Here is a 26109-nt window from a genome sequence, read left to right as displayed (position 1 = left end):
GTTATACTAATTAAGGGGATATAATAAATCAGTATAACTTAATTGGGGGTTTACTTATGGTAAATGTAGCAATAAATGGATTTGGTCGAATTGGACGCATGGTTTTCCGTCAAGCAATTAAAAATGCAGATTATAACATCGTTGCGATAAATGCTAGCTATCCAGCTGAAACTTTAGCGCATTTAATTAAATACGACACTGTTCATGGGAAATTTGACGGTGAGGTTATAGCGAACACAGATCACTTACTTGTTGATGGAAAACGTGTTGACCTAATTAGTGAGAGAAATCCAGAGTTACTTCCATGGAACGAACTAAATGTAGATATCGTGATCGAAGCAACTGGGAAATTTAATGACGCAGAAAAAGCAAAAATGCACTTAACTGCAGGAGCTCAAAAAGTTATCCTAACTGCACCAGGTAAAAATGAAGATATAACTGTTGTAATTGGTGTAAACGATGAAAAATTAGACTTAGAACAACACAATGTGATTTCAAATGCTTCATGTACTACGAACTGTTTAGCGCCAGTTGTCAAAGTATTAGATGAGCAATTTGGAGTTGTAAATGGATTAATGACGACAGTTCACTCATTTACAAATGATCAAAAAAATATAGATAATCCACATAAGGATTTACGTAGAGCTCGTGCTTGTAGCCAGTCAATCATTCCAACAACAACTGGAGCAGCTAAAGCACTTTCAAAAGTATTACCTCATTTAGATGGAAAATTACATGGTATGGCATTACGTGTACCTACACCAAACGTATCACTTGTAGATTTAGTTGTTGATTTAAAAAGAGAAGTAACAGTAGAAGAAATAAATGAAGTATTTGAAACTGCTTCTAAAGGTTCAATGCACGGAATCATTGAATTCTGTAATGAACCATTAGTATCAATTGATTTTAACAGTAATACACATTCTGCAATCATTGATTCACTTTCAACAATGGTAATTGGTGGTACAAAAGTGAAAGTACTAGCTTGGTATGATAATGAGTGGGGTTATTCTAGACGTGTAGTTGACTTAGTGTCAATTGTTGCTTCTAAAATTTCTAAACTTGAACCAGTTCAAAATTAAGAAACGTAATTTCACAAACTAATGTAAGCGAATACAAAAGACTAGCTGATTTAATGTCGGCTAGTCTTTTCGAAGTTTGCAAGAATGCTTGGCACTCAAGCACATAGCTTGTTTTATACATATTTTTTTAACATTTAAACTAGTAAATTACAAAAAAATGAAATTTATCTTGCAATTCAAATTTAAAAAAAGTATACTAACTTTCGTGAACTTCTAAAAGTATAACTAACTACTTAAAGGGTTAGGACCTCTTTGGACTAACTTTCCCCCGTGGTAGTTGATCATACTTTTGCAATAGGAGTCATGTAAAATTATTTAAGGGGGAAATGAATATGGATACTATGGGTCGTCACGTCATTTCGGAATTATGGGGTTGTAACACAGAAAAATTAAATGATATGAAATTTATTGAGGAGACTTTTGTTGATGCTGCATTACGTTCTGGTGCAGAAATTCGTGAAGTTGCTTTTCACAAGTTCGCTCCTCATGGCGTTAGTGGTGTCGTAATCATTTCAGAATCACATTTAACTATTCACAGTTTTCCTGAGCATGGTTATGCAAGTATTGATGTTTACACTTGCGGTGATAGAATTGATCCAAATGTAGCTGCAAACTATATCGCTGAGGCTCTTGAAGCTGATACGCGTGAAAATGTTGAGCTACCTAGAGGAATGGGTCCCATTCAAGTTAATAAAGTAAAAGTTGTTAGTGGTAACTAAAAAAATGGAGAGAGGTGATTATTCACCTCTCTTTTTTCGTCTATAAAAATGGAGTGCGAAATATGTTCCCAAAGTTGTAGAGAAAATAGGGATTTGTCTTATGACTAGTCGCCTTCCACATTTCTTGGTGTCTAGTTCCGGCTCCTAGCTGCTCGAGGTCATAAGCCAAATCCCAATGAAAGTAAAAAGCACTTTCACTGGTATTTGTCTTATGCTTGTCGCAGCTGACCAGTCGCCTCCACATTTCTTGCTTTAGTTTATTTGAATTTTGTTATAGTATAGAGTTATAATAGTCTGTTTAACAAAACTGTGTTTGGAGTTGAAATGAAACGATGAGATGTCCAACATGTAATTATAATGGGACAAGAGTACTTGATAGCAGACCGGTAGATGAAGGTCGATCAATTAGAAGAAGACGTGAATGTGAAGAATGTCAGCATCGTTTTACTACCTTTGAACGAGTAGAAGATAATCCTATTTTAGTTGTGAAAAAAGAGGGAGCTCGTGAGGAGTTTAGTAAAGATAAGATGTTAAGAGGTCTTATTAAGGCATGTGAAAAACGCCCTGTATCATTATCTCAACTTGAAGGCATTATTAATAATATAGAAAAAGAATTAAAAAATAGTGGAACATCTGAAGTTCCAAGTGAAGTTTTAGGTGAAATGGTAATGGATCATTTATCTAAAGTTGATGAAGTTGCATATGTTCGATTTGCATCAGTTTATCGTCAATTCAAAGATATAAATGTATTCATTGATGAATTAAAAGATTTAATTAACAAAGAGCGAGGTAAGGACGATTAGTACTTCGCTCTTTTGATACAAGAAAGGATTGTTTGAATGTCTATTGAAAAGCAACATTGGATGGATGTTCTGCCTGCAGATCCATACACGGTATTGGCTGCAGGATATTTACATAATTTCCACAGACAGGTATTAACGATGTTGTATCAACCTATCATTGGTAGCCAGGCATTAAGCTTGTACATGACTTTATGGAGTGAATGTGAACAAACAGACCTCAATCCAAATAATTTAACACATCATTCTTTAATGCTTGGGATGAGAACAAATTTAAAGACAATTTATGAGCAAAGGTTAATGTTAGAGGGAATCGGTTTACTTAAAGTGTATGAAGGGTCTGAAGAAGGTACTAAGAAGTTACTTTATGAACTTCAATCTCCGCTTGATCCCCATTCTTTTTTTGAAGATCCTATATTAAATATCTTCCTTTTCAAAACGATCGGTAAAACTCAATATCAACGAGCGAAAAACTTTTTTAGTAGACAAGCGTTTTCCAAAGAGGGCTATCGTGATATTTCTAGTTCATTTGATTCCGTTTTTCAAACTGTTACAATGGAACAACTACATGAAATACAAAAAAATAATGAGATAACTCAAAGTGATACGCAGAATACTAGGTTGTTAAAAGAGCAACAACCTTTAAAAATTTCTGTCAAAATGGAAGAGTTTGATTATGATTTATTTTTAGATGGTTTATCTGATTCATTTGTTCCAAAACGTTCTTTTACTGCAGAAGTTAAAGAAACAATTTTAAAGCTAGCTTTTTTATATGGTATTAATCCAATTCAAATGAAAACGATTGTCATGCGTGCATTAAACGATGAGAATAAAATTAATACTGAATCACTTCGTTTAGAAGCGAGAGAATGGTATCAATTTCAACATCATGAAGCATTGCCTACGATTGTTGAGAAGGTTCAACCAATTCAGCATAGAGAGCTGAAAGCTGAACCAACTACACAGGAAGAAAAACTAATTCAATGCTTCGAAACAATCTCACCTCGCCAATATTTAAAAGAAATATCTGGTGGTGCAGAGCCAAGTGAGGCAGATTTAAAAATCATAGAAGAAATTATGATTGATCAAAAGTTACTTCCAGGGGTAGCAAATGTATTAATTGACTATGTAATGATACGTTTAGATAAAAAATTATCTAGAAATTATGTTATTAAAATCGCAAGCCACTGGGCAAGAAAAGGTGTAACAACAGTTAAGCAAGCGATGGATCTAGCTCGAAAAGAGTTTGAAGAGACAAGACAAGGGACAACTGTTGCTAAGGCCAGAACTGGTAATCGACGAAATAAAGCAATTCGTACAGAAATCGTCCCAGATTGGTTACAGCCAAATGCAGAAAGTGTAGCTCCGATTACTGCAGTGACAAATGATTCTTCAGTTGACGAAGAAAGAAAACGATTAGAAAAAGAACTTGAGATGTTCAAAAATAAGAAAAAACGTTAATGGGAGGACGAAATGGAACCAATTCAAAACGCATTCACTGCATTAATGAAAAATAAACAATTCCAAGATACATTTGAAAAAATGCGACATGAAGTCCGCAGTCACCCAAAAGTTGCACCATTTTTAATTCAAAATAAAAATGAAATTACAGATGATATGATTGATAAAAGCTTAAATAAGCTTTATGAGTATATAGGTCAAAGTGTTGAGTGTCATGATTGCCCTACATTTGAAGGGTGTAAAAATTTGGTTCAAGGTTATCATCCGCATCTAATCATACAAGGAAAAAGAATTGATGTTCAGTATGATCGATGTCCAAATGGCATAAAGAATGATCAACGTAAAAAGCATGAAGCTTTAATCAAGTGTCTGTATTTACCTAAAGATGTGCTACAAGCATCTATGTCAAATCTATCTTTAGATGATTCTGGACGTTTTGAGGCTATTTCAGCTGCAAGACAATTTATTATGGGTTATGAAAAAGGAAAAATGATGCAAGGGCTATATTTACACGGCCCATTCGGTGTAGGGAAAACATATATCCTTGGTGCAATCGCAAATGAATTAGCAGAAGAAGGAATTTCATCAATGCTTGTTTATTTACCTGAGTTTTTACGTGAATTAAAAAGCTCAATTAGTGAAGGTACTTTAGAAGAAAAAATAGAAGCTGTTAAAAAAGTTGAAGTATTGATGCTCGATGACATGGGGGCAGAACAAATGTCAAGTTGGGCTAGGGATGAGATATTAGGTACGATTCTTCAATATCGCATGCTAGAAAAATTACCGACATTTTTTACTTCAAATGCAGATATAACTCAGTTAGAACACCATCTGACATATTCACAGCGCGGAGAAGAAGAACGAGTAAAAGCAGCTCGCATTGTAGATCGTGTTAAATATTTAGCAAAGCCAATCAGTATTTCTGGTTCAAATCGTAGACATTTCACATCTTAAAAACAAAAATGCCGTAAAATCACGATTCAAAGTGATTTTACGGCATTTTTTAATTCTCTTCTTAATATATATAGGACTAGGTGGTGCTTGAAAGGGGGGAACAGGGTGATTGAAATTTTTTTCAATGAACCCATTGATGCAGCTTATGTCTACGACCGACTACAAAAACGCTTAAAAAATCAATCGAGACCATACTTTCTAAGAAAACACAAAATGAATACAATATTAATTACTTTTCCTCAAAATACTGAAGAATTAATAAAAAGTATATTAGTGCCAACGCTAGTACAATTTATTTTACTTCAAAAAGAAGATAAGTGGATTCAATCCATTTTACATACATCTTTTTTCTATGAGGAAGTTGAACAACAGCAAATCATTCCAATTGCACAGTCCTTATTACGAGGAACAAGAAGAAGTGTACCAAACCAAAAGAAAATACGTAAGAGCAAGCAATTGATTACTAACGCAATTATTCAATATGTAAAGGATGGAATAAGCTTTAGCTTTGATTCGTTCATTACATTCCGTTTAAAAGAGTATAATAAGCAGCTTGCTTATGTATGTGAAATCGCAATCGATGAATACAAATTAGAAAATGAATATCAAAACCTAATTGAAAATTTAAGACAACAAGTATTAAAATCAGATTCACTGATCCCTAATGTCCATATTGTATATGATGGAAAATTTAGTGTGTATGATCATTTACTATTACCAATTTCAAAAGAGTTATTAAAAGAGTATGGTAAAGGTGTTAAAAACAGAGAATACATTGATAATGAACTGATTGTACCATTAGCTGCAATCGCACCAAAAATAATTCATTTATACACTGCAACCGTAGATTTAGCATTAATTGTTACATTACAAAATATCTTTCAAGAACGGGTACACATACATACTTTACAAGACTTTACACAAGAAAAATCGAAATGAATTTTATGAAAATAAAAAAATGATTGTCATAAATAAGTTTCTTTGCTATAATAAATTTCGTTGCGAATAAAACATACGAATCTTGACAACATCTTGTCGCTATGTTATAGTAACGTAAGAAAAGAATACTTATTTGTTTGAAGTAGAAGCACCCGCTTCTCACCTGGATGACGCTGTAGGCTGTTGTCAGGTAACAGAATCATTATTACTTTGATACTGTCAGTGTGGGTGTATTTATATACCCACACTTTTTTATTGAGTTTGAGGTTTGCTTCAATGAAACAAATTAAGGTAATTCTTACAATACCCTGGAGGTGTTTTACTATTAGCAAAGACATGATGGTAAACGATGGAATTCGTGCTCGTGAAGTTCGATTAATTGGTCCTAACGGAGATCAACTTGGAATCAAGACAAAACAAGAGGCTCTTGAGTTAGCTTCAAACGTTAACCTTGATTTAGTAATGGTTGCACCAACGGCTAAACCGCCTGTATGTCGTATTATGGACTACGGTAAGTTCCGTTTCGAGCAACAAAAGAAAGACAAAGAGAGCCGTAAAAACCAAAAAATTATTAGCATGAAAGAAGTTCGTTTAAGTCCAACAATTGATGAACATGACTTTAACACAAAGCTTCGTAATGCAATTAAGTTCTTAGAAAAAGGCGATAAAGTAAAAGCGTCTATTCGATTTAAAGGACGCGCTATTACGCATAAGGAAATTGGACAACGAGTACTTGACCGTTTCTCAACTGCTTGTGCAGAAGTTGCAACTGTTGAGTCACACCCAAAAATGGATGGTCGTAGTATGTTCTTAGTCTTAGCACCTAAAAACGAAAAGTAATTTATTTGAGGAGGAAACACGATATGCCTAAAATGAAAACTCACCGTGGTTCAGCAAAACGTTTTAAAAAGACTGGATCTGGTAAATTAAAACGTGGTCGTGCATACACAAGCCACTTATTCGCTAATAAATCTACTAAAGCAAAACGTAAATTACGTAAAGCTTCATTAGTAAGCAAAGGCGATTTCAAACGTATTCGCTTCATGCTTACAAACATGAAATAAGAATGATAACGGATTAGATAGATATCTAGGAGGGAAATAATATGCCAAGAGTTAAAGGCGGTACAGTTACACGCGCTCGTCGTAAAAAGGTTATTAAATTAGCAAAAGGTTATTACGGTTCAAAACATACATTATTCAAAGTTGCAAACCAACAAGTGATGAAATCACTTATGTATGCATACCGTGACCGTCGTCAGAAAAAACGTGATTTCCGTAAATTATGGATCACTCGTATCAACGCGGCTGCTCGTATGAACGGTCTTTCTTACAGCCGTTTAATGCACGGTTTAAAATTAGCTGGTATCGAAGTTAACCGTAAAATGTTAGCTGATATTGCAGTAACAGACGAAAAAGCATTTGCTGAATTAGCGAACGCTGCAAAAGCTAACTTAAAATAATAACATTAAAAATCCTTAACATGTAGATGTTAAGGATTTTTTGTTTTTGATTAAACTTTCAAGCTATACGATCGACTGAGCCTTTTAAGAATGACAATACTCTCTTCTCATATTCTTCACATTGCATTCATGACAAAACTTCGTAAATGCAGACGGAAATAAAAATTCCTTCTCTAGAAGACTAATCGCTTCTTCATCTTCCATTTGTACAGCTTGCCTAAGGCGAGTTAAATAATCATTTGCAAAGGAAATACGTTTTATTGCGTCCTCCTTTGAATCAGTTACTTTACCGTGACCTGGTATCAATAATGAAAATTCCTTGTTTGTAATTAATTCAGAAGCCTTTTCTAATGTTTCATAATAACTTTTCACACTATCAAATACGATTGGAAGCTCGAAATCAGATAAATAATCCCCTGTAATCCAAACGTCTAACTGATCGATATAAAGAAATAATCCATCCTTCGTATGACCCGGTGACAGATAAAAAAATAAAGTTGTATTCCCAACTTTAAATGTTTGACCATCCTCGGTGATTATCAAATCAATTTCAGGAAAACGGATTGGTTCTGTATGTTGAATATAATGATCTAAATAGAACTGTTTAATTTTTCCTACTTTAATGTCCTTCTCAGGGTGATTATGTAGATTGATACTTCCGATTGTAATTGCATCTGGGAAGGCATGGTAACCTATCACATGGTCAAAATCTCCATGCGTAAAATATAAATAAATAGGTCGTTCTTTTTTAATTTCATCTACATACTTCCTAATTACATTAATTTCACTCGGAAGCCATGTTGGATCAACTACTATGATACAATCCTCAGTTTCAACAACAGTCGAGTTTGTTTGAAATAATGCGCTTTGAAAAACGGTTACTTGTTCATTTTTAAATAGTATCATTGAATTCTCCCTTTTATCTGAATTTTGAAATCATCGATATGTTTATTTTAACAAAATTAACAAGTAAGAAGGTAAGAAATGAGATTTGTCTTAAAACGAAATAAAGCGTGCTCAGAAAAATTTCTAAGCATGCTTTAATTTAGTTTTAGCAATAAACGTATTATTTTTTAATTGGTTTTATTATTAGGAAAAAAATTAGGTTTGATGATCTTGTTCTCATATCTATTATGGAAAATATGCGTTGTAGCTGGAGACATTGGTGGTATAAGCCAACCCCAGTTTCCTGTAAGTTCTCTTCCGCATGCTGATTCTTGTTTTTCAAATTGTTGAAATTGCTGAGCTGCTGAATGGTGATCTACAATACTAACACCATTTTTTTTGAAGGAATATAAAACTGCTATGTTTAATTCGACTAATGCTCTGTCTTTCCATAAAGTACTATTTCTTTTCGTATCTAATCCAATCAAGTCAGCCACTTGTGGAAGCATATTATAACGGAATTCGTCGGCAAAGTTTCTTGCACCTATTTCTGTTCCCATATACCAACCGTTGAATGGAGCAGCACTATATGTTATACCACCGATTTCCAGTCGCATATCTGAAATCATTGGAACTGCATACCACTTTGCCTGTAATGGAGAAAAGTCAAATTCAGGATGCTCAATTGGAACTTCTAAAATGACTTCCCTAGGTACTGAAAACCATTTTTTCTCTTGTCCATCGATAGAATAAACAATTGGAAGCATATCATAATTTGTTTTCTTACCTTCCCAACCTAGACTTTCACACTCTTTTGTAAAAGGAATAGATATAGGATCACCGATAATTCCTTGATTCGTTTCATAACCGGCATAACGAAGAAGCTGATGGTTATGAATTTGAATGTTGTTATTTTCACCTAAATTAGGTTTGAAAATTGTAATTGTCGGAAGAATCTTTCCTGCATTCGTTGCGTAATGAATGTGGTGAATGATTTCTTGTTGAACACCTTCATCATCATTTATATGGCGAGCGTCTAAAACACGAAGTTTATCCCAAAATAATCTACCAATACATCGGTTACTATTTCTCCAAGCCAACTTAGCACCATGTTCAATTTCTTCATAGGTATGTGTATAATAACCAGTTGATTTTATTTCTATTTCAATTTCTTTTAAACGTACTTCTATTCGATCAGCGATATTTAGCTCTTCATAGCACTGAGTAATGAAACTTTTTGCTTCTTTATATAAAACAGTTGTTGTAATCATTATTGTCTCCAGAGATTGTATTTAAAAATGTACTTTACCATTGTAAGCTTAATTATTATTTCCTTCAAATCGTAATTATGAAATTAGTGTGAATTATGATTGGGATATGTAATAAAATGATGAGTGAATCATTTATATTATTGCAATTGTTCTGTTACGATGATTAATAGAGTAATATTTTATAGAAATGGGGGATATGATGTTTAAACCAAAAAACCTACACGGTAATCAATTAACTGATGGACCTATTGCGAGAACATTATTCTTCTTTTCTATGCCAATGTTATTAGGAAATGTACTTCAGTCTTTAAATGGTTCAATTAATTCAATTTGGGTAGGAAAGTTTTTAGGCGAACAAGCATTAGCGGCTACTTCTAATGCGAATATATTAATGTTCTTTTTGTCAGGAGCTATTTTTGGGATTTCTATGGCAGCTGTTATTTTAATAGCACAAAATATAGGTGCCAAGAATATTAGTGAAGCGAAAAGAGTAGTAGGTACAAGCTTAGCGTTATTTATTGCTCTTTCCTTAATAGTCGCCTTTATAGGATTTGTATTTTCTCCAACTATTTTAAAGCTAATGAATACTCCAGGTGATGCAATTAACTTTGCGATTTCTTATACACGTATGATGTTTTTAGGCACACCATTTATGTTTGCCTACACACTCGTGATGGCAATCATGAGAGGGTCAGGTGATTCGAAAACACCATTTTATTTTTTACTATTATCCGTTGGGTTAGATATTATATTAAACCCACTTTTCATAAAAGGTATTGGACCTTTTCCTGAAATGGGCATATCCGGGTCTGGTTTTGCTTCTTTAATAGCTCAAACATTTAGTTTTGTTTTGTTAGTGTTAACGATCTATTCGAAGAAGTATTTTTTAAGACTTCAAAAAGAAGAGTTAAACTTAATCAGGTTTGATTGGGGCTTAATAAAGGTACTAATCATAAAAGGTATACCGATGGGTCTACAAATGATCGTTGTTTCTTCAGCGAATTTAGCACTCTTTCACTTAGTTAATTCATTTGGATCTGAATCTACAGCCGCTTTTGGTGTGGCATTTCAGCTTTCAAGTTATATTCAAATGCCCGCAATGGCAATTGGTGGAGCTGTGACATCGATGGTAGCACAGTGTATTGGTGCAGGGAAGTTAGAAAGAATAGGCCGTATTGCTTTGATCGGTGTATTGTTTAATGTGATTTGGACAGGTGGTCTTGTTCTTTTATTAAATATATTTAGTAAGCAGGCTTTTTCATTATTTTTACCAACGACTGGTCATGCAATTGATTTAGGGATGACAATTAGTTATATTATGTTTTGGCCATATATCTTATTTGGTGTAACGCTAGTTCTTTCAGGTGTTGTCAGATCAACGGGAGCAGTTATGCCTCCATTACTATTTACTTTTTGTGCGATGTGGCTAGTGCGGAATCCATTCGCATATTATTTAGGACATCAATATGGCTTTTTAAGTATTTGGTGGAGCTTTGGAACTGCATTTACAGTAGCAGTATTATGTCATATCCTTTATTACTTTTTTGGAAATTGGAAGAAAGCTACTTTTCAGGATGGTCCAAAGGGAAGAGTAAAGGACGTAGGTTAAAAATTTAATATTCTTATGATTTTGTCAAAAAGATATGCTAATTGTATAATAGATAATGTACATAAACTTTAATTAGAAAAAAGGATGGATGACCTTGTCTACTTTAGATGCTAAGTTACAAATGTTAAAAGAGTTAACAGATGCAAATGGTGTAGCTGGTTTTGAACATGAACCACGCGAAGTAATGAAGAAATATATAACGCCATTTGCTGATGAAGTTACTACAGATAATTTAGGTAGCTTAATTGCTGTGAAAACAGGAGATGCTAATGGGCCAAGAATTGAAGTTGCCGGGCATCTTGATGAAGTTGGATTTATGGTTACACAGATTGATGATAAAGGCTTTTTACGTTTTCAAACAATCGGTGGATGGTGGTCACAGGTAATGCTAGCACAGCGCGTTACGATTACAACTAAAGAAGGTAATGTAACAGGAATTATTGGATCAAAACCGCCGCATATTATGAGCCCTGAGGCTAGAAGAAAAGTAGTCGATATTAAAGATATGTTTATTGATATCGGTGCTTCAAGTAAAGAAGAAGCATTAGAATTTGGAGTGCGTCCTGGGGATCAAGTCGTTCCTTATTTTGAATTCCAAACAATGAAAAATGAAAAATTATTATTAGCAAAAGCATGGGATAATCGAATTGGTTGTGCAATTGCGATTGATGTATTAGAACAATTACAAAACCAACAGCATCCAAATATTGTGTTTGGTGTTGGTACTGTACAAGAAGAAGTTGGTCTACGTGGCGCTAAAACATCAACTTATAAAATTGAACCAGATATTGGTTTCGCATTAGATGTTGGTGTTGCAGGAGATATGCCTGGTGTATCAGAAAGAGAAGCTCAAGGTAAATTAGGAAAAGGTCCACAAATTGTTCTTTATGATGCTTCAATGGTATCTCATAAAGACTTACGTGAGTTTGTTGTAAATGTTGCAGAAGAAATGAGCATTCCTTATCAATATGATGCAATGCCTGGTGGAGGAACAGATGCAGGCGCGATGCATATAACAATGAAAGGTGTTCCATCGCTTGCCATTACAATTCCAACTAGATATATTCACTCTCATTCTGGAATCCTACACCGTGATGACTATGAAAACACAGTAAAGCTGATTGTAGAAGTTATTAAACGTTTAGATCGCGAAACAGTTGATCGCTTAACTTATAGCTAAGTAAACAAATCCCTCAAGTATCTTGAGGGATTTTTATTTTATCTATAATTTTAAGGTGACTAGAACTTATTGCTCTCATTAACACGTTTTCAATTTAAAAATAGGTGTTTTTTGGGAATAGCTTTTAGTGGGGAAAGCTAGATTTTCATTAAGTTTAGTTAACGAATATTACTATTTCGTAATATTTATTGACAGGAGCAAAACACTAAGGTCAAAGAGGTTTAGAACAATATGACTGAAAAAATGGAATAATTTGGTTGAAAGTCTGTAATCAAATGTATCCTTGTTAACATTGTTCTGAAATAGTTTTGTCATAGTTTACTGTTAACATTAATAGCAGATAAACTTTCAACTACTTTTAATTGTATCTTGGAGCGTCATTTCTTCTTCCAAAAGAGATAATAAAGTAGCAAGCCAAGACTTTTTAAGTACTTGGCTACTTTTATTTTGCGTGCGTTATTGCATGAATATTTTTTGGAATATTCTTTCTTTAAAAAGCTGCCTTCAACATAAAAGCAAGTTGTATTGAAAAAGGATTTGTATTAAAAATTTTAAATCGAGGTGAGTTGATGAAATCAAAAGTTGTAGTGAAAAATGTGACGAAGGTTTTCGGTAAATCGCCAAAGAATGCCATAAAACTACTTGAGAAAGGTTACTCAAAAAAAGATATTTTAAAAGAAACTGGCGCAACAATTGGTGTAAATGATGCGAATTTTGAAATTTACCCAGGTGAAATTTTTGTTGTAATGGGTTTATCAGGCAGCGGGAAGTCGACATTAATTAGAATGTTAAATCGATTAATTGATCCAACAACTGGTCAAATTTTAATTGACGATGAAGATATAGTGAAAATGAATGCACAGCAGTTAAGGGATGTACGTCGAAAAAAGATTAGTATGGTTTTTCAAAACTTTGCATTATTCCCACATAAAACGGTTTTAGAAAATACGGAATATGGACTTGAAATACAAAATATTTCTGAGCAAGAAAGAACTGAAAAAGCAAAGAAATCTTTAGAAATTGTTGGATTAAAAGGTTATGAAGATCAATATCCTTCACAACTAAGTGGAGGTATGCAACAAAGGGTTGGTCTTGCGAGAGCTCTGACGAGTGATACGGATATTTTGCTTATGGATGAGGCCTTCAGTGCGCTCGATCCATTGATCAGAAAAGATATGCAGGATGAACTGTTAGAATTACAAGAGACGATGAAAAAAACAATCATTTTTATCACCCATGATCTTGATGAAGCATTAAGAATTGGTGACAGGATTGCACTAATGAAGGATGGTCATATCATTCAAATTGGTTCGCCAGAAGAAATTATGGTTAATCCAGCAAATGAATATGTTGAACGATTTGTAGAAGATGTTGATTTGTCGAAAGTATTAACAGCGGCTAATGTTCTTAAGCGTGCTGAAAGAATAACGCCAGACCGTGGTCCAAGGGTTGCACTTCAAATTATGAGAGATCAAGGATACTCAAGCATATTTGTAGTAGATCGTAGATTAAAATTACTTGGTGCTATAACTGCCGATGATGCATCGCTTGCATTGAAAGAAAATAAAACTGTTGAAGAAGTCATGCAAAAAGATATTGTGGTAGTTTCTGAAGAAACACTGCTTACAGATGTAATCGAATCGCTTGCGACTTCGGTTCTCCCACTTGCTGTTGTTGACAAAGAAAATAGATTAAAAGGTGTCATTATCAGAGGTGCGGTAATTGGAGCACTTGCGGGTAAAAAAGAAGATTTAAATATAAAAGGGGGTTAATGTAATGGGGATGCATAAATTAACGTTAGCAGATTGGATTGATTCCATTGTTGATTTTATCATCAAACATTTCAATCCGCTATTCAGTACGATCACAAACATCACAGAAACCCTATTAGATATCTTTGTGAAGGTTTTAGGAATGGGTCCGTCGATTGTGTTAATTTTGTTAATCTCATTATTAGCATTTTATACAAGTCGATGGACAGTAGGGTTATTTACTTTATTAGGTTTACTTTTGATCGATAATTTAGGACTTTGGGATGCAACAATTGAATCATTAGCTTTAATATTATCCTCGGTTATCATAACGATGTTAATAGGTATCCCACTTGGTATATGGGCTTCGCAAAATGATCGAGTGAAACAAGTCATTACGCCGATTCTCGATTTTATGCAAACAATGCCTGCATTCGTGTATTTGATACCAGCTATTCTCTTTTTCGGGATTGGTGTTGTGCCAGGTATTTTAGCATCTGTTATTTTTGCAGTACCGCCTACAATAAGACTTACGAATCTTGGTATCCGAGAAGTACCTAATGACTTAATTGAAGCGACAAATGCATTTGGTTCAACAACTTGGCAAAAACTCTTGAAGGTACAGCTACCATTGGCTGCTCCTACGATTTTAGCAGGTGTGAATCAAAGTATTATGTTATCACTATCGATGGTTGTTATTGCATCTTTGGTTGGTGCGCCAGGTTTAGGGGCAGAAGTTTATCGTGCTGTCACACAAATTAAAGTTGGTGAAGGATTTGAAGCTGGTCTATCAATTGTAATCATTGCAATTATACTTGATAGAATCTCACAAAACTTAAGGAAACCTGTTTATGGCAATAAGTTCGCTAAAAAATATGTATATGGATTTGTTACCCTGATCTTTTTAATTTCTTTTCTTACTACTGCTTTCACAGTAGGTACAGCTGACAAAACATCTTCTAATAAAGTAGGAGATCAAGTACATTATGAAATTACGGGGATTGATCCAGGAGCAGGTCTGATGAAGGCAACCGAAAAAGCAATGAGTGATTATGGCTTAAAAGATTGGACTTTAAAAGAAGGTTCTTCTGCGGCAATGACTGCAGAACTCAAAAAAGCTTATGATCAAAAAGAACCAATCATTGTTACAGGCTGGACGCCACACTGGATGTTTACAAAATATAAATTGAAGTATTTAGAAGATCCAAAAGGATCATTTGGAAAAGATGAATCAATCCACACGATGGTCAAACAAGGATTAAAAGAAGATAATCCTGGTGCTTTCAAAATTCTTGATCAATTTTACTGGAAACCATCTGATATGGAAAAAGTAATGAGTGATGTTCAAGAAGGAACAAAGCCAGAGGAAGCAGCTAAAAAATGGGTAGAAAATAATGATGATATAGTAGCCAAGTGGACGAAAGATGTCCCAAAAGGTAATGGCGAAAAAATAAGCCTTGTGTATGTTGCTTGGGAATCAGAAATTGCCAGCACGAACGTGATTGGTACAGTTCTAAAACAACAAGGTTATGATGTAACGTTAAAACAAGTTGAAGCAGGTCCTATGTTTGCAGGTGTAGCTGACGGAAGCGCTGATGCATTAGTAGCAGCTTGGCTACCAACTACACATAGTGATTATATAAAAGAATATAAGAATAAGCTGGTCGATCTTGGACCGAACTTAGATGGTACAAAATTAGGATTAACTGTTCCAGAATATATGGATATTGATTCGATAGAAGACCTAAAAACTAAATAACAACTTCAAAAGAAGCCTCGAGCAATCTGTTCGAGGCTTCTACTTTTAAGTTAAAAAGGCAAAACAAAGTGCAGTTGCACCTTATTAGCCTTGTATTCCACCTTCAATAACAGCTAGTAACTCATGTTTCTGTTCTTCTGAAGCATTTTTCCAAAATAATTCTAGTAAAACCCCTAATCCAGGTAATACTTTTTCCTCACCACTTTGAATTGCATCTACGATTGTTGCCTCTAATTGATCACTTTTGTTACCGGTAATATTGTGAAGAACTGCTCCACGAATGTTGAAATTCATTTGAATTCTCCTTTCATATTGTGCTTTAAGTAGTATTTGTAAACAGTATTAAATTTATGTATTATTAACTTTATGATATACGAAGAAAGGTATAAGGTTATAATATGAAACGAATTGATTCGATACAAAATAACTCTGTTAAAGCTTGGAAAAAATTGCATACAAAAAAGGGTCGAGAGAAAGCCAAACAATATATTGTAGAAGGTTTTCATCTAGTGGAAGAAGCAATAAAGAATGATGCACCGATCCTTCATTTATTACTTTCAGAAGAAATCGATTTACCATCAAACTTTTCACCTGGCTCTTTCGAGTTAACATATATTTCTAAAGAAGTTAGTAAAGAATTAAGCGAAACTGAAACAACACAAGGTATTTATGCAATCATCGAATTTTCATATATGAGAGTAGACTTTGCAAAAGTATCTAAATTATTATTAATTGATGAAGTACAAGATCCTGGTAACGTGGGTACAATGATCAGAACAGCGGACGCTGCTGGATATGATGCAGTTATACTTGGGACTGGTACGAGCGATTTATATAATTCTAAAACGATTCGTTCAACACAAGGCTCTTTATTCCATATGCCTATTTTACGTGGAGACTTAATCGAAGTAGTTTCAGAATTAAAAGAACAGGGGATATCGGTATACGGAACTTCTTTACAAAATGCTAAACCGTTTAATGAAGTTAAAGCGTCTAATCGTTTTGCCATTATTGTTGGTAATGAAGGAAAAGGAGTCAATTCTAACCTACTATCTTTATCGGACGAAAACCTTTATATCCCAATTTACGGAAAAGCAGAATCATTAAACGTAGGAATTGCAGCAGGAATATTAATGTATAGCTTATAAATGAAGAGGTGCAAATTCGCACCTCTTTTCTTATTTTTTGGCAATTAAATGAGCATAGACTATATTTTAAAACGTTGAATTTCATTTTCTAACTCTTTAGCAATGGCAGATAAAGACAAAGAGGCAGCTGAGATTTGTTGTAAGCTTGCTAATTGTTCTTCGCTTGAAGCGGAGTTTTCTAGGCTTAGTGCAGTTAAATGTTGTGCAATTTCTTCTAATGATTTTGTAGCAGTTAATAAATCACCAGTATTCTCAAAAATACTTGAAATATTAGCAGAAACATTTTGTGTTTTTTCTTTTGAAGCTTGAGCATTACTCATGATCTGCATGAAGTTTTCCTCGGTCTGCTTCATTGATTTCAAGTTTTGTTCAACTTTGTGGTAGCTTTTATGCATCCCATTCGTACAAACCAATGTTTCATTTTGTATACGTTTTACTAAATCTGTTACTTTTAATGCATTTTCTCTTGAATGATCTGAAAGTAATTTAATTTCATTAGCAACAACAGAGAAACCTTTGCCATATTCTCCTGCTCGTGCAGCTTCAATTGAAGCATTAAATGAAAGTAAACGCGTTTGATCTGCGAATTCTTTAATTAAGATAGCAATCTGTTCAATTTCTTTAGAAAGAGAAGCTAGGTTAGTGGTAATTGCGACAGTATCTGTTAATTGGTTTTCTAATGTTTTTGTATCATTTAAAACTGATTTTATCATTTTAGACCCATCATAATAAGTATCCGCGTTGGTCGTTAGAGTGACCTGATAATAAAAATTCTATTTCCCTTGCTTGACTTACATCATTCGTTTGATCTTCAATTAAAGCAATTGAGTTAATATTTTTTTTACCAATATAAAAGTTTTAAGAAAACATTGATATGGTTAATAATATAATAATTGAAAATCCAATGATTAACTGATTTCTTATTTTCAATTAAAAATTCTTCCAATTTGACTATATTCAATTATTAATATGATTTTCGTCTCGTTTTGAATGAGTGTTCTGTGGAGCAATTATGATAAAGTGATAGAAAAATCACACGTAGAGCAGTTGCAATAATTCAAAAATATCACTATAATAAGTTAAGAAAATTTAATATTTAAAAGCGATGATAGAGACTAGTAAATTTGAGTACCCTATATAGGGAGAAAGTGTCTAAGACTGAAAGCACTTTTATAGGAAATTGAATTGAATTCACCTCTTGAGCTGGCGCCGGGACCATTATATATGTAAAGGCGACTCGGTCAAATAGACCGTTACATGAATGAAGTGAGCAGTTAGAAGTGCAGCGATGCATTAACTGTTAATTAGGGTGGTACCGCGATCAATCCTCGTCCCTTTTTTGGGAGCGAGGTTTTTTTATGTTTAAAAATGTATGGAAAAAATGGTAGAAGTATAGGAGGAATAAAGATGCAAGAGCGTTTAGTTTCTTTACAAGCAGAAGCGATTAAACAAATTGAAGAGGCTCAAGATTTAAAAGCCTTAAATGAAGTACGTATCGCTTATCTTGGGAAAAAAGGTCCAATTACAGAGGCAATGAAAGCAATGAAGGATTTATCTCCTGAAGAGCGTCCAAAAATGGGAGCAGTTGCAAATGAGGTACGTGCAGCAATTCAAGAAAAACTTGAGGCAAAACAAGTTTTATTAGAACAAAATGCTATCAATGAAAAATTAGAAAGCGAAAGTATCGATGTAACATTGCCTGGACGTCCTGTTCAAGCTGGTGGTGCGCATCCTTTAAAAGCTGTCATCCAAGAAATTGAAGACTTATTTATCGGAATGGGTTATGAGGTTGTTGAAGGACCAGAAGTTGAAAAAGATTATTATAACTTTGAAGCGTTAAACCTTCCAAAAGGTCACCCTGCTCGTGATATGCAAGATTCATTCTATATTACAGAAGAAACTTTAATGAGAACTCATACATCTCCTGTTCAAGCAAGAACAATGGAAGCTAATGTTGAAAAAGGACCAATCAAAATTATTTGTCCGGGTAAAGTTTACCGTCGTGATGATGATGACGCTACTCACTCACATCAATTTATGCAAATTGAAGGTTTAGTTATTGGTGAAAACATTTCAATGAGTGATTTAAAAGGTACATTACAACTATTTGCGAAAAAAATGTTTGGTGAAGATCGAGAAATTCGTTTGCGTCCAAGTTTCTTCCCATTTACTGAACCATCAGTAGAGATGGACATTTCTTGTATGAAGTGTGGTGGAAAAGGCTGTAATATGTGTAAGCATACAGGTTGGATCGAAATTTTAGGTGCAGGTATGGTTCATCCAAATGTACTTGATATGGCTGGTTATAACTCGAAGGAAGTTCAAGGATTTGCATTTGGAATGGGTCCTGAGCGTATTGCATTGTTAAAATACGGCATTGATGATATCCGTCATTTCTATACAAACGATATTAGATTCTTAAAGCAATTCCAACAAATGTAAGGTAGGAGGGGACAAAACATGTTTGTTTCAACAAAATGGTTACAAGAATACGTTGATTTAAGTGGTGTTACACCAGAAGAACTTGCAAAATTAATTACAAAAGCTGGTATTGAAGTTGAAGGTGTAAACAATCTTTCTGATGGAATAAAAAATGTTGTAGTTGGCTATGTAATGGAACGTGAACAACATCCAGAAGCTGATAAATTATCAAAATGTACAGTTGATGTTGGGGAAGAACAGCCTGTACAAATTATTTGTGGCGCACCGAATGTCGCTAAAGGTCAAAAGGTTATCGTTGCAAAAATTGGTGCGGTATTACCTGGAAACTTTAAAATTAAAAAAGCAAAATTACGTGGCGAAGTTTCTGAAGGAATGATTTGTTCTCTTCAAGAACTAGGAGTAGAAGGGAAAGTAGTTGGGAAGGAATTTTTGAACGGAATTTTCGTTCTACCTAACGATGCAGAAGTTGGAGCAGATGCATTAGAAGTTCTACATCGTGATGACGCTGTATTAGAATTAGGTTTAACACCGAATCGTGCGGATTGTTTAAATATGATTGGAGTAGCTTATGAAGTTGCTGCAATTTTAGATAAAGATGTGAAATTACCAGCTGTTGCAACAGAAGAGTCTGGATCTGCAGACTTTATCAATGTTTCAGTAGAATCGAAGGAAGATGCACCATACTATAGTGCTAAATTAGTTAAAGGTGTAAAAGTTGGTCCTTCTCCATTGTGGATGCAAGCTCGTTTAATGAGTGCAGGTATTCGTCCAATTAATAATATAGTTGATATTACAAACTATATCTTAATTGAATATGGTCAACCATTACATGCATTTGATAATAACAAGTTAAATAGCAAACAAATCATCGTAAGACATGCAAAATCTAATGAAAAAATTACGACATTAGATGGAGAAGAACGTATATTACAACCGCATCATTTAGTGATTGCGACAGAAAAAGAAGCAGTTGCGATCGCTGGTGTAATGGGTGGTCAATCAACTGAGGTTGACGAGAATACAGTAGATGTTTTAATTGAATCAGCTGTTTTCAAAGGTCAAACTGTTCGTCAAACTTCAAAAGACCTAGGTTTACGTAGTGAATCAAGTGCACGTTTTGAAAAAGGAATTGATCCATCTCGTACTTACTCAGCATCTGAACGTGCTGCTCAGTTAATGGCAGAGCTTGCAGGAGGTACGGTTGTAGAAGGTACTGTAGTTGCAAATCATATTGTAAATGAAGCACCAGAAGTCTCTGTTTCGGTTAATAAAATAAATAATGTACTTGGTACTTCAATTGATGCTGATACAGTTAAAGATATTTTCCGTCGATTACGTCTAGAAGCGAAACAAGATGGGGAACTTTTCACTGTCACTGTTCCTAGTCGCCGTGGAGATATTACGATTGAAGAAGACTTAGTTGAAGAAGTAGGTAGAATGTATGGATATGATCATATCCCTGCAACATTACCAACAGGAGTAGCTAGCCGTGGCCAATTAACTGTATACCAAGCAAAACGTCGTAGAGCTCGTCAGTTTTTACAACATGCAGGTTTATTTGAAGCAGTTACTTATTCATTAACTAGTAATAGTAAAGTTAAACGTTTTGCATTAGAAACTGGTGATGCAAAGCCAGTTCGTTTATCTTTACCAATGAGTGAAGAAAGAAGTGAATTACGCTTTAGTTTAGTACCTCATTTATTAGATGCAGTAGCTTATAATGTTGCTCGTAAAGAGGAAAATGTTCAATTATTTGAAACAGGCTCAGTTTTCTTAACATTAGAGAACAATGAACTTCCACGTGAAGAAGAGTATTTAGCAGGTGCTTTAACAGGAGCATGGTTACAACATGCATGGCAAGGTGAGAAAAAAGCTGTTGATTTTTATGTTGTAAAGGGAATATTAGATGGTTTATTTAATGAATTAGGACTATCAGAAAAAATTTCCTATGTTGCATCTAAAAAAGAAGATCTACATCCAGGTCGTACAGCAAGTATATTAGTAAATAACGAAGAAATTGGGTTCATTGGTCAAGTACATCCAGTAACTCAAAAAGAATGGGATATTAAAGAAACGTATGTATTCCAGTTATCACTTGCAAAACTATTTAATACAGAAATAGATGATATTTTATATAACGCAATTCCACGTTTCCCAGCTATGAATCGTGATATGGCACTTGTAGTAGATTCAACTGTTTTTGCTGGAGATATTTTATCTACGATTCGCCAAGCAGGTGGAAAATTATTAAAAGAAGCAATCATTTTTGACTTATATGAAGGTGATAAAATGGAAGCAGGTAAAAAATCTGTTGCCTTCTCACTAACATATTTTGATCCAGAGCGTACTTTAACAGACGAAGAAGTTACAAAAGCTCATCAAAAAGTATTAAAAGCTGTAGAAGAAACTCATAGCGCTCAGCTAAGAGGCTAATGACATTTAACATATAATTTAGAGTAAGAATGAAGAACCAGGAATCATATCGATTCCTGGTTTTTTCATATTAGGCGATTTCAGTCAAACAAATAAAGAATTTAAATAGAAAAATAACCTATTTTTTTCCATTTTTTACTCATTTTTGTAATGATAATGAACCAATTTGTCCTTTTTTTATAATATAAACTGTACAACTAATTTATTAAACGAGAGGTGTTTTTAATTGCCATTACCACCACCAAGATCGCCATTCCCTCCATTCCCTCCATTTCCACCAGAACCACCATTTCCACCATTTGGTTCAACAGGTCCAACAGGTCCAACGGGTCCAACGGGTCCAACAGGTCCAACAGGTCCAGCAGGACAAAATGGCCTAATTGGCCCAACGGGTGTAACAGGTCCAAAAGGTGAAAGAGGAAAAAGAGGTAAAGACGGAGACGACGGAGAAAGAGGAAAAAGAGGCCATATGGGTCCAATGGGTCCAATGGGTCCAATGGGACCAATGGGACCAATGGGTCCGATGGGTCCAACAGCACCGGCAGTACCAGGAGCAACAGGAGCAACAGGAGCAACGGGAGCAACAGGAGCAACTGGACCTTCAGGAGGACCTCCAGGAGCAACGGGAGCAACAGGCGCACCAGGAATACCAGGAGCGACAGGAGCAACAGGTGCACCAGGAACAGCGGGAGCAACAGGAGCAACAGGCGCACCAGGAACAGCGGGAGCAACAGGAGCAACAGGAGCAACAGGAGCAACAGGTGCACCAGGAACACCAGGAGCGACAGGAGCAACAGGTGCACCAGGAACGACGGGAGCAACAGGCGCACCAGGAACAGCGGGAGCGACAGGAGCAACGGGAGCGACAGGAGCAACGGGAGATCCAGGAACACCAGGAGCGACAGGAGCAACAGGTGCACCAGGAACACCAGGAGCGACGGGAGCAACAGGCGCACCAGGAACAGCGGGAGCGACAGGAGCAACGGGAGCACCAGGAACAGCGGGAGCGACAGGAGCAACGGGAGCACCAGGAACACCAGGAGCGACGGGAGCAACAGGAGCACCAGGAACAGCGGGAGCAACAGGAGCAACAGGCGCACCAGGAACAGCGGGAGCAACAGGAGCAACAGGAGCAACAGGCTTACCAGGAGCATCTGCTATCATCCCATTTGCATCAGGTCTTCCTGTAGCATTAACATCAGCTTTATTTAACACAGTTGGAACTCAAGGATTAATCGGATTCGGCGACAATGGAACTGTTGCAACACTTCTAGGAGGACCAATTAATATAGCTGGAGGCCCAGGATTATTACAAAACTTAGCATTTTCTATGCCTCGTGCAGGAGTTTTAACTTCAATTTCTGCATACTTCAGCACAACTGCAGCATTAAATTTACTAGGCTCAATTACAATCACAGCTAGAGTTTATACTTCACCGACACCAAATAATATCTTTAATCAGGTGGCAGCTGTACCATTGACTCCTAGTTTATCTGGTATTCTAGCATTGGGTGCAATTAGTTCGGTAACTGCAGCATTACCAAATATTCCTGTTACAGCAGGAACTAGAGTGTTGGTAGTATTTACTGCTGACTCAGATGGATTAGATCTTGCAACTGTGGTTGCGGGTTATGCTAGCGCAGGATTATCAATTAATTAATCTAGCTTAAAATAATAGAATTATAGTGTCTTGCTTTGCCCTACTTTACTGATCATCTTTCGCCTTGTTACGAATGAAAGATTTTAAGTAAGTAGGTTTTTTTATTCTTCAAGTAATGTAATCCTTCTAGTCAATATGTCTTTTTATTTTGAGTCGTAAAATACATATCGCTATTTGTTCACTTATTGTTTCAGTAAAATATTCCAATAATAGTCATTTATTTTATTAGTGGCTCTAAAGTACATTTATTTATTTATTTATTTATTTATTTAGTTTTTACCTTTGAATGATATAAAGTGAGTAGAGCTTTTTTGCAAAATTTATAGTTTAATTAGAAACCAAATTGTGCTTAGTTATATAAAATATGAAGAAAGAAAACTAAAAGAGGTGTATTTTTGTGCCACCACCAAGACCACCAAGACCACCTTTCCCACCAGTTCCACCATTTAGCCACAATGGCCCCACAGGTCCAACGGGTCCTACAGGTGTAACTGGTGCAATGGGGGCTCAAGGGGAAAGAGGAAGAAGAGGTAAAGAAGGGAAAAAGGGAGAAAAAAGGAAAAAAAGGCTCAAAGGGTGAAACTGGAGCGACTGGAGCTTCCGGAGTAACAGGAGCAACTGGTTTCACAGGCGAAAGAGGAGTATCCGGGGCAACAGGTCCAATAGGAGCAACTGGACCAATAGGAGCAACAGGAGCAACAGGACCAAGCGAAGCGACAGGAGCCACGGGTTCAACAGGAGTAACAGGAGCAACCGGCCCAACGGGACCAACAGGATTAACGGGATCAGCCGGACCGACAGGAGTAACTGGAGAAACGGGAGCCACAGGGGAAACAGGAGTCACAGGGGTAACCGGAGTCACGGGAGTAACTGGAGTAACTGGGGAAACAGGAGCAATAGGAGATACAGGAGCCACGGGAGTAACCGGAGTAACCGGAGTAACCGGAGCCACAGGGGAAACAGGAGTCACAGGGGTAACCGGAGCCACGGGAGTAACTGGGGAAACAGGAGCAATAGGAGATACAGGAGCCACGGGAGTGACAGGAGTAACCGGAGTAACCGGAACCACAGGGGAAACAGGAGTCACAGGGGTAACCGGAGTAACTGGAGAAACGGGAGCCACAGGGGAAACAGGAGTGACAGGGGTAACCGGAGCAACAGGAGCCACGGGTTCAACCGGAGTCACAGGAGTAACGGGTTCAACAGGATCAACAGGAGTCACAGGGGTAACCGGAGCCACAGGGGAAACAGGAGTCACAGGGGTAACCGGAGTAACTGGAGAAACGGGAGCCACAGGGGAAACAGGAGTGACAGGGGTAACCGGAGTCACGGGAGTAACTGGGGAAACAGGAGCAATAGGAGATACAGGAGCAACGGGAGTGACAGGAGTGACAGGAGTAACCGGAGTCACAGGGGTAACTGGAGCCACAGGAACAACGGGAGTCACTGGAGCGACAGGGGTAACCGGAGCCACGGGTTCAACCGGAGTAACTGGAGAAACGGGAGCCATAGGGGAAACAGGAGCCACAGGAACAACGGGAGTAACTGGAGCGACAGGGGTAACCGGAGCCACGGGAGTAACTGGGGAAACAGGAGCAATAGGAGATACAGGAGCCACGGGAGTAACCGGAGTAACCGGAGTCACAGGGGTAACTGGAGCCACGGGAGCCACAGGGGTAACCGGAGTCACGGGAGTAACTGGGGAAACAGGAGCAATAGGAGATACAGGTGCAACAGGAGCAACGGGAGTGACAGGAGTAACCGGAGTCACAGGGGTAACTGGAGCCACGGGAGCCACAGGGGTAACCGGAGTCACGGGAGTAACTGGGGAAACAGGATCAATAGGAGATACAGGAGCAACGGGAGTGACAGGAGTAACCGGAGAAACAGGGGTAACTGGAGCCACGGGTTCAACAGGAGTAACAGGATCAATAGGAGTAACAGGATCAATAGGAGTAACAGGATCAACGGGAGCCACAGGGGCAACCGGAGTAACAGGAGCAACTGGCCCAACAGGCTCAGAAGTTCTAAGCCAAGGTTTTTCTGCTTTCAAGCCATCTTTATCAGTAAATAGTAGTTCTCAAATTACAAACTGGACTGTAACAAGTCCTTATTATGTCGCCACTACGTTTAATGCTACGACTGGTAATTTCACTGTACCTGTAACAGGTAGATATGTCTTCGAAGCTACGATTAATTACTCTACAACTGCTGCATTAAACGTTTCACTTGGTGGTGGTATTACGCCATCATTTGTAATTCGTAGGACTTCACCTGGAACAACTAACTTAATAACTGGTTTATTTCCAATCTTAAATGTAAATATTGCTTTAGTACTAACATTAAGAGCAATTCTAGGAGATGGAACGGTCACATTAACTGGGGATTTAGAGTTGAATTCAGGAGATGTAATTGGTCTATTTTATGAAGCGAATGGTTTAACGATCTCATTAAATTTAGGCGGAACAGGATCTGCTGGAATTGTTTGGTCAGTTCATCGTATTCTTTAAAAAATAAACTAAGTATAAAAAAGTTATCATATGAAAAGTCCTCA

22 protein-coding genes and 2 other annotated features are annotated in these 26109 nt (G+C 36.4%); of the genes, 18 read left to right on the top strand and 4 right to left on the bottom strand.

Annotated features, from left to right (window positions below):
* Window positions 1-56 precede the first annotated feature (56 nt).
* The 9 genes from ABID96_RS16605 (at window position 57) to rplT (ending at window position 7417) form a co-directional block, all read left to right on the top strand.
* On the top strand, window positions 57-1082 hold the full coding sequence (locus ABID96_RS16605; protein ID WP_192602969.1) for a glyceraldehyde-3-phosphate dehydrogenase: 1026 nt from the start codon (window positions 57-59) through the stop codon (window positions 1080-1082).
* A gap of 332 nt (window positions 1083-1414) precedes the next feature.
* Entirely contained in the window at window positions 1415-1801 is a 387-nt protein-coding gene (gene speD / locus ABID96_RS16600) for an adenosylmethionine decarboxylase (RefSeq protein ID WP_088002927.1), read from the top strand.
* A 332-nt stretch (window positions 1802-2133) separates the two neighbouring features.
* On the top strand, window positions 2134-2604 hold the full coding sequence (nrdR, locus tag ABID96_RS16595) for a transcriptional regulator NrdR (protein ID WP_188483311.1): 471 nt from the start codon (window positions 2134-2136) through the stop codon (window positions 2602-2604).
* A gap of 36 nt (window positions 2605-2640) precedes the next feature.
* Window positions 2641-4062: a replication initiation and membrane attachment family protein gene (locus tag ABID96_RS16590; RefSeq protein ID WP_192602968.1), complete on the top strand. Its 1422-nt coding sequence runs from the start codon at window positions 2641-2643 to the stop codon at window positions 4060-4062.
* A 12-nt stretch (window positions 4063-4074) separates the two neighbouring features.
* Window positions 4075-5016 carry a primosomal protein DnaI gene (dnaI, locus tag ABID96_RS16585; RefSeq protein WP_192602967.1) on the top strand — a complete coding sequence of 314 codons (942 nt, stop codon included), beginning with the start codon at window positions 4075-4077 and terminating at the stop codon, window positions 5014-5016.
* 105 nt (window positions 5017-5121) lie between these two features.
* Complete coding sequence (ytxC, locus tag ABID96_RS16580; protein ID WP_192602966.1) at window positions 5122-5955, top strand: sporulation protein YtxC; 834 nt, start codon at window positions 5122-5124, stop codon at window positions 5953-5955.
* 134 nt (window positions 5956-6089) lie between these two features.
* Window positions 6090-6215 (top strand) — a sequence feature (ribosomal protein L20 leader region).
* 76 nt (window positions 6216-6291) lie between these two features.
* On the top strand, window positions 6292-6795 hold the full coding sequence (gene infC / locus ABID96_RS16575) for a translation initiation factor IF-3 (protein WP_069034593.1): 504 nt from the start codon (window positions 6292-6294) through the stop codon (window positions 6793-6795).
* A 23-nt stretch (window positions 6796-6818) separates the two neighbouring features.
* Window positions 6819-7019 carry a 50S ribosomal protein L35 gene (gene rpmI / locus ABID96_RS16570; protein WP_025568429.1) on the top strand — a complete coding sequence of 67 codons (201 nt, stop codon included), beginning with the start codon at window positions 6819-6821 and terminating at the stop codon, window positions 7017-7019.
* Window positions 7020-7060: 41 nt separating this feature from the next.
* The gene (gene rplT / locus ABID96_RS16565) at window positions 7061-7417 is read left to right on the top strand and encodes a 50S ribosomal protein L20 (protein ID WP_088002945.1); all 357 of its coding nucleotides are present in this window, start codon (window positions 7061-7063) and stop codon (window positions 7415-7417) included.
* Between the two features lie 84 nt (window positions 7418-7501).
* Here the strand turns inward: rplT and ABID96_RS16560 are convergent, their stop codons facing one another.
* Window positions 7502-8323, bottom strand: a complete 822-nt coding sequence (locus ABID96_RS16560) for an MBL fold metallo-hydrolase (protein ID WP_192602965.1) — start codon at window positions 8321-8323, stop codon at window positions 7502-7504.
* A 167-nt stretch (window positions 8324-8490) separates the two neighbouring features.
* Window positions 8491-9573: a nitric oxide synthase oxygenase gene (locus ABID96_RS16555; protein WP_192602964.1), complete on the bottom strand. Its 1083-nt coding sequence runs from the start codon at window positions 9571-9573 to the stop codon at window positions 8491-8493.
* 199 nt (window positions 9574-9772) lie between these two features.
* Between ABID96_RS16555 and ABID96_RS16550 the strand changes: the two genes are divergently transcribed.
* The 4 genes from ABID96_RS16550 to ABID96_RS16535 all read left to right on the top strand — a co-directional run bounded on the left by ABID96_RS16550 (window position 9773) and on the right by ABID96_RS16535 (window position 15872).
* A complete protein-coding gene (locus ABID96_RS16550) occupies window positions 9773-11182 on the top strand; it encodes an MATE family efflux transporter (RefSeq protein ID WP_192602963.1) in 1410 nt (469 codons plus the stop codon).
* 121 nt (window positions 11183-11303) lie between these two features.
* Window positions 11304-12362, top strand: a complete 1059-nt coding sequence (locus ABID96_RS16545; protein ID WP_483301372.1) for a M42 family metallopeptidase — start codon at window positions 11304-11306, stop codon at window positions 12360-12362.
* 569 nt (window positions 12363-12931) lie between these two features.
* Window positions 12932-14134 (top strand): quaternary amine ABC transporter ATP-binding protein, encoded by a 1203-nt coding sequence (locus ABID96_RS16540; RefSeq protein WP_192602961.1) that lies wholly within the window; start codon window positions 12932-12934, stop codon window positions 14132-14134.
* A 4-nt stretch (window positions 14135-14138) separates the two neighbouring features.
* Window positions 14139-15872, top strand: coding sequence for a glycine betaine ABC transporter substrate-binding protein (locus ABID96_RS16535; RefSeq protein ID WP_192602960.1), 1734 nt, complete (start codon window positions 14139-14141; stop codon window positions 15870-15872).
* 84 nt (window positions 15873-15956) lie between these two features.
* Here the strand turns inward: ABID96_RS16535 and sspI are convergent, their stop codons facing one another.
* Window positions 15957-16166, bottom strand: coding sequence for a small acid-soluble spore protein SspI (sspI, locus tag ABID96_RS16530; protein WP_088002961.1), 210 nt, complete (start codon window positions 16164-16166; stop codon window positions 15957-15959).
* Window positions 16167-16270: 104 nt separating this feature from the next.
* Here sspI and ABID96_RS16525 point away from each other — a divergent pair, with 104 nt between their 5' ends.
* Window positions 16271-17020, top strand: a complete 750-nt coding sequence (locus ABID96_RS16525) for a TrmH family RNA methyltransferase (protein ID WP_192602959.1) — start codon at window positions 16271-16273, stop codon at window positions 17018-17020.
* Between the two features lie 59 nt (window positions 17021-17079).
* On the opposite strand, the gene ABID96_RS16520 is transcribed toward ABID96_RS16525, so the two are convergent.
* Window positions 17080-17733: a methyl-accepting chemotaxis protein gene (locus tag ABID96_RS16520; protein ID WP_192602958.1), complete on the bottom strand. Its 654-nt coding sequence runs from the start codon at window positions 17731-17733 to the stop codon at window positions 17080-17082.
* 383 nt (window positions 17734-18116) lie between these two features.
* Window positions 18117-18359: a binding site (T-box leader), on the top strand.
* Between the two features lie 68 nt (window positions 18360-18427).
* Here ABID96_RS16520 and pheS point away from each other — a divergent pair.
* From pheS to ABID96_RS16500, 4 genes are all read left to right on the top strand, one after another.
* Window positions 18428-19462, top strand: a complete 1035-nt coding sequence (pheS, locus tag ABID96_RS16515) for a phenylalanine--tRNA ligase subunit alpha (RefSeq protein WP_088002969.1) — start codon at window positions 18428-18430, stop codon at window positions 19460-19462.
* Between the two features lie 18 nt (window positions 19463-19480).
* Window positions 19481-21895, top strand: coding sequence for a phenylalanine--tRNA ligase subunit beta (gene pheT / locus ABID96_RS16510; RefSeq protein WP_192602957.1), 2415 nt, complete (start codon window positions 19481-19483; stop codon window positions 21893-21895).
* A 226-nt stretch (window positions 21896-22121) separates the two neighbouring features.
* On the top strand, window positions 22122-23555 hold the full coding sequence (locus tag ABID96_RS16505; protein WP_192602956.1) for an exosporium glycoprotein BclB-related protein: 1434 nt from the start codon (window positions 22122-22124) through the stop codon (window positions 23553-23555).
* 494 nt (window positions 23556-24049) lie between these two features.
* The gene (locus ABID96_RS16500; RefSeq protein WP_483301121.1) at window positions 24050-26065 is read left to right on the top strand and encodes a beta strand repeat-containing protein; all 2016 of its coding nucleotides are present in this window, start codon (window positions 24050-24052) and stop codon (window positions 26063-26065) included.
* Window positions 26066-26109 lie beyond the last annotated feature (44 nt).

It is taken from the genome of Gottfriedia sp. OAE603, assembly GCF_040543965.1.
In the GTDB taxonomy this organism is placed as follows: Bacteria; Bacillota; Bacilli; order Bacillales; family Bacillaceae_G; genus Gottfriedia; species Gottfriedia solisilvae.
The sequence above is the reverse complement of the archived record's forward strand: the minus strand, read 5'-3'. Positions and strand labels throughout refer to the sequence as shown.

Bases quoted from the DNA above. Each gene is read 5' to 3' on its own strand.
- ABID96_RS16605 (WP_192602969.1), top strand. From the start codon at position 57: ATGGTAAATGTAGCAATAAATGGATTTGGTCGAATTGGACGCATGGTT.
- speD (WP_088002927.1), top strand. From the start codon at position 1,415: ATGGATACTATGGGTCGTCACGTCATTTCGGAATTATGGGGTTGTAAC.
- nrdR (WP_188483311.1), top strand. From the start codon at position 2,134: ATGAGATGTCCAACATGTAATTATAATGGGACAAGAGTACTTGATAGC.
- ABID96_RS16590 (WP_192602968.1), top strand. From the start codon at position 2,641: ATGTCTATTGAAAAGCAACATTGGATGGATGTTCTGCCTGCAGATCCA.
- dnaI (WP_192602967.1), top strand. From the start codon at position 4,075: ATGGAACCAATTCAAAACGCATTCACTGCATTAATGAAAAATAAACAA.
- infC (WP_069034593.1), top strand. From the start codon at position 6,292: ATGATGGTAAACGATGGAATTCGTGCTCGTGAAGTTCGATTAATTGGT.
- rpmI (WP_025568429.1), top strand. From the start codon at position 6,819: ATGCCTAAAATGAAAACTCACCGTGGTTCAGCAAAACGTTTTAAAAAG.
- rplT (WP_088002945.1), top strand. From the start codon at position 7,061: ATGCCAAGAGTTAAAGGCGGTACAGTTACACGCGCTCGTCGTAAAAAG.
- ABID96_RS16560 (WP_192602965.1), bottom strand. From the start codon at position 8,323: ATGATACTATTTAAAAATGAACAAGTAACCGTTTTTCAAAGCGCATTA.
- ABID96_RS16555 (WP_192602964.1), bottom strand. From the start codon at position 9,573: ATGATTACAACAACTGTTTTATATAAAGAAGCAAAAAGTTTCATTACT.
- ABID96_RS16550 (WP_192602963.1), top strand. From the start codon at position 9,773: ATGTTTAAACCAAAAAACCTACACGGTAATCAATTAACTGATGGACCT.
- ABID96_RS16545 (WP_483301372.1), top strand. From the start codon at position 11,304: ATGTTAAAAGAGTTAACAGATGCAAATGGTGTAGCTGGTTTTGAACAT.
- ABID96_RS16540 (WP_192602961.1), top strand. From the start codon at position 12,932: ATGAAATCAAAAGTTGTAGTGAAAAATGTGACGAAGGTTTTCGGTAAA.
- ABID96_RS16535 (WP_192602960.1), top strand. From the start codon at position 14,139: ATGGGGATGCATAAATTAACGTTAGCAGATTGGATTGATTCCATTGTT.
- sspI (WP_088002961.1), bottom strand. From the start codon at position 16,166: ATGAATTTCAACATTCGTGGAGCAGTTCTTCACAATATTACCGGTAAC.
- ABID96_RS16525 (WP_192602959.1), top strand. From the start codon at position 16,271: ATGAAACGAATTGATTCGATACAAAATAACTCTGTTAAAGCTTGGAAA.
- ABID96_RS16520 (WP_192602958.1), bottom strand. From the start codon at position 17,733: ATGATAAAATCAGTTTTAAATGATACAAAAACATTAGAAAACCAATTA.
- pheS (WP_088002969.1), top strand. From the start codon at position 18,428: ATGCAAGAGCGTTTAGTTTCTTTACAAGCAGAAGCGATTAAACAAATT.
- pheT (WP_192602957.1), top strand. From the start codon at position 19,481: ATGTTTGTTTCAACAAAATGGTTACAAGAATACGTTGATTTAAGTGGT.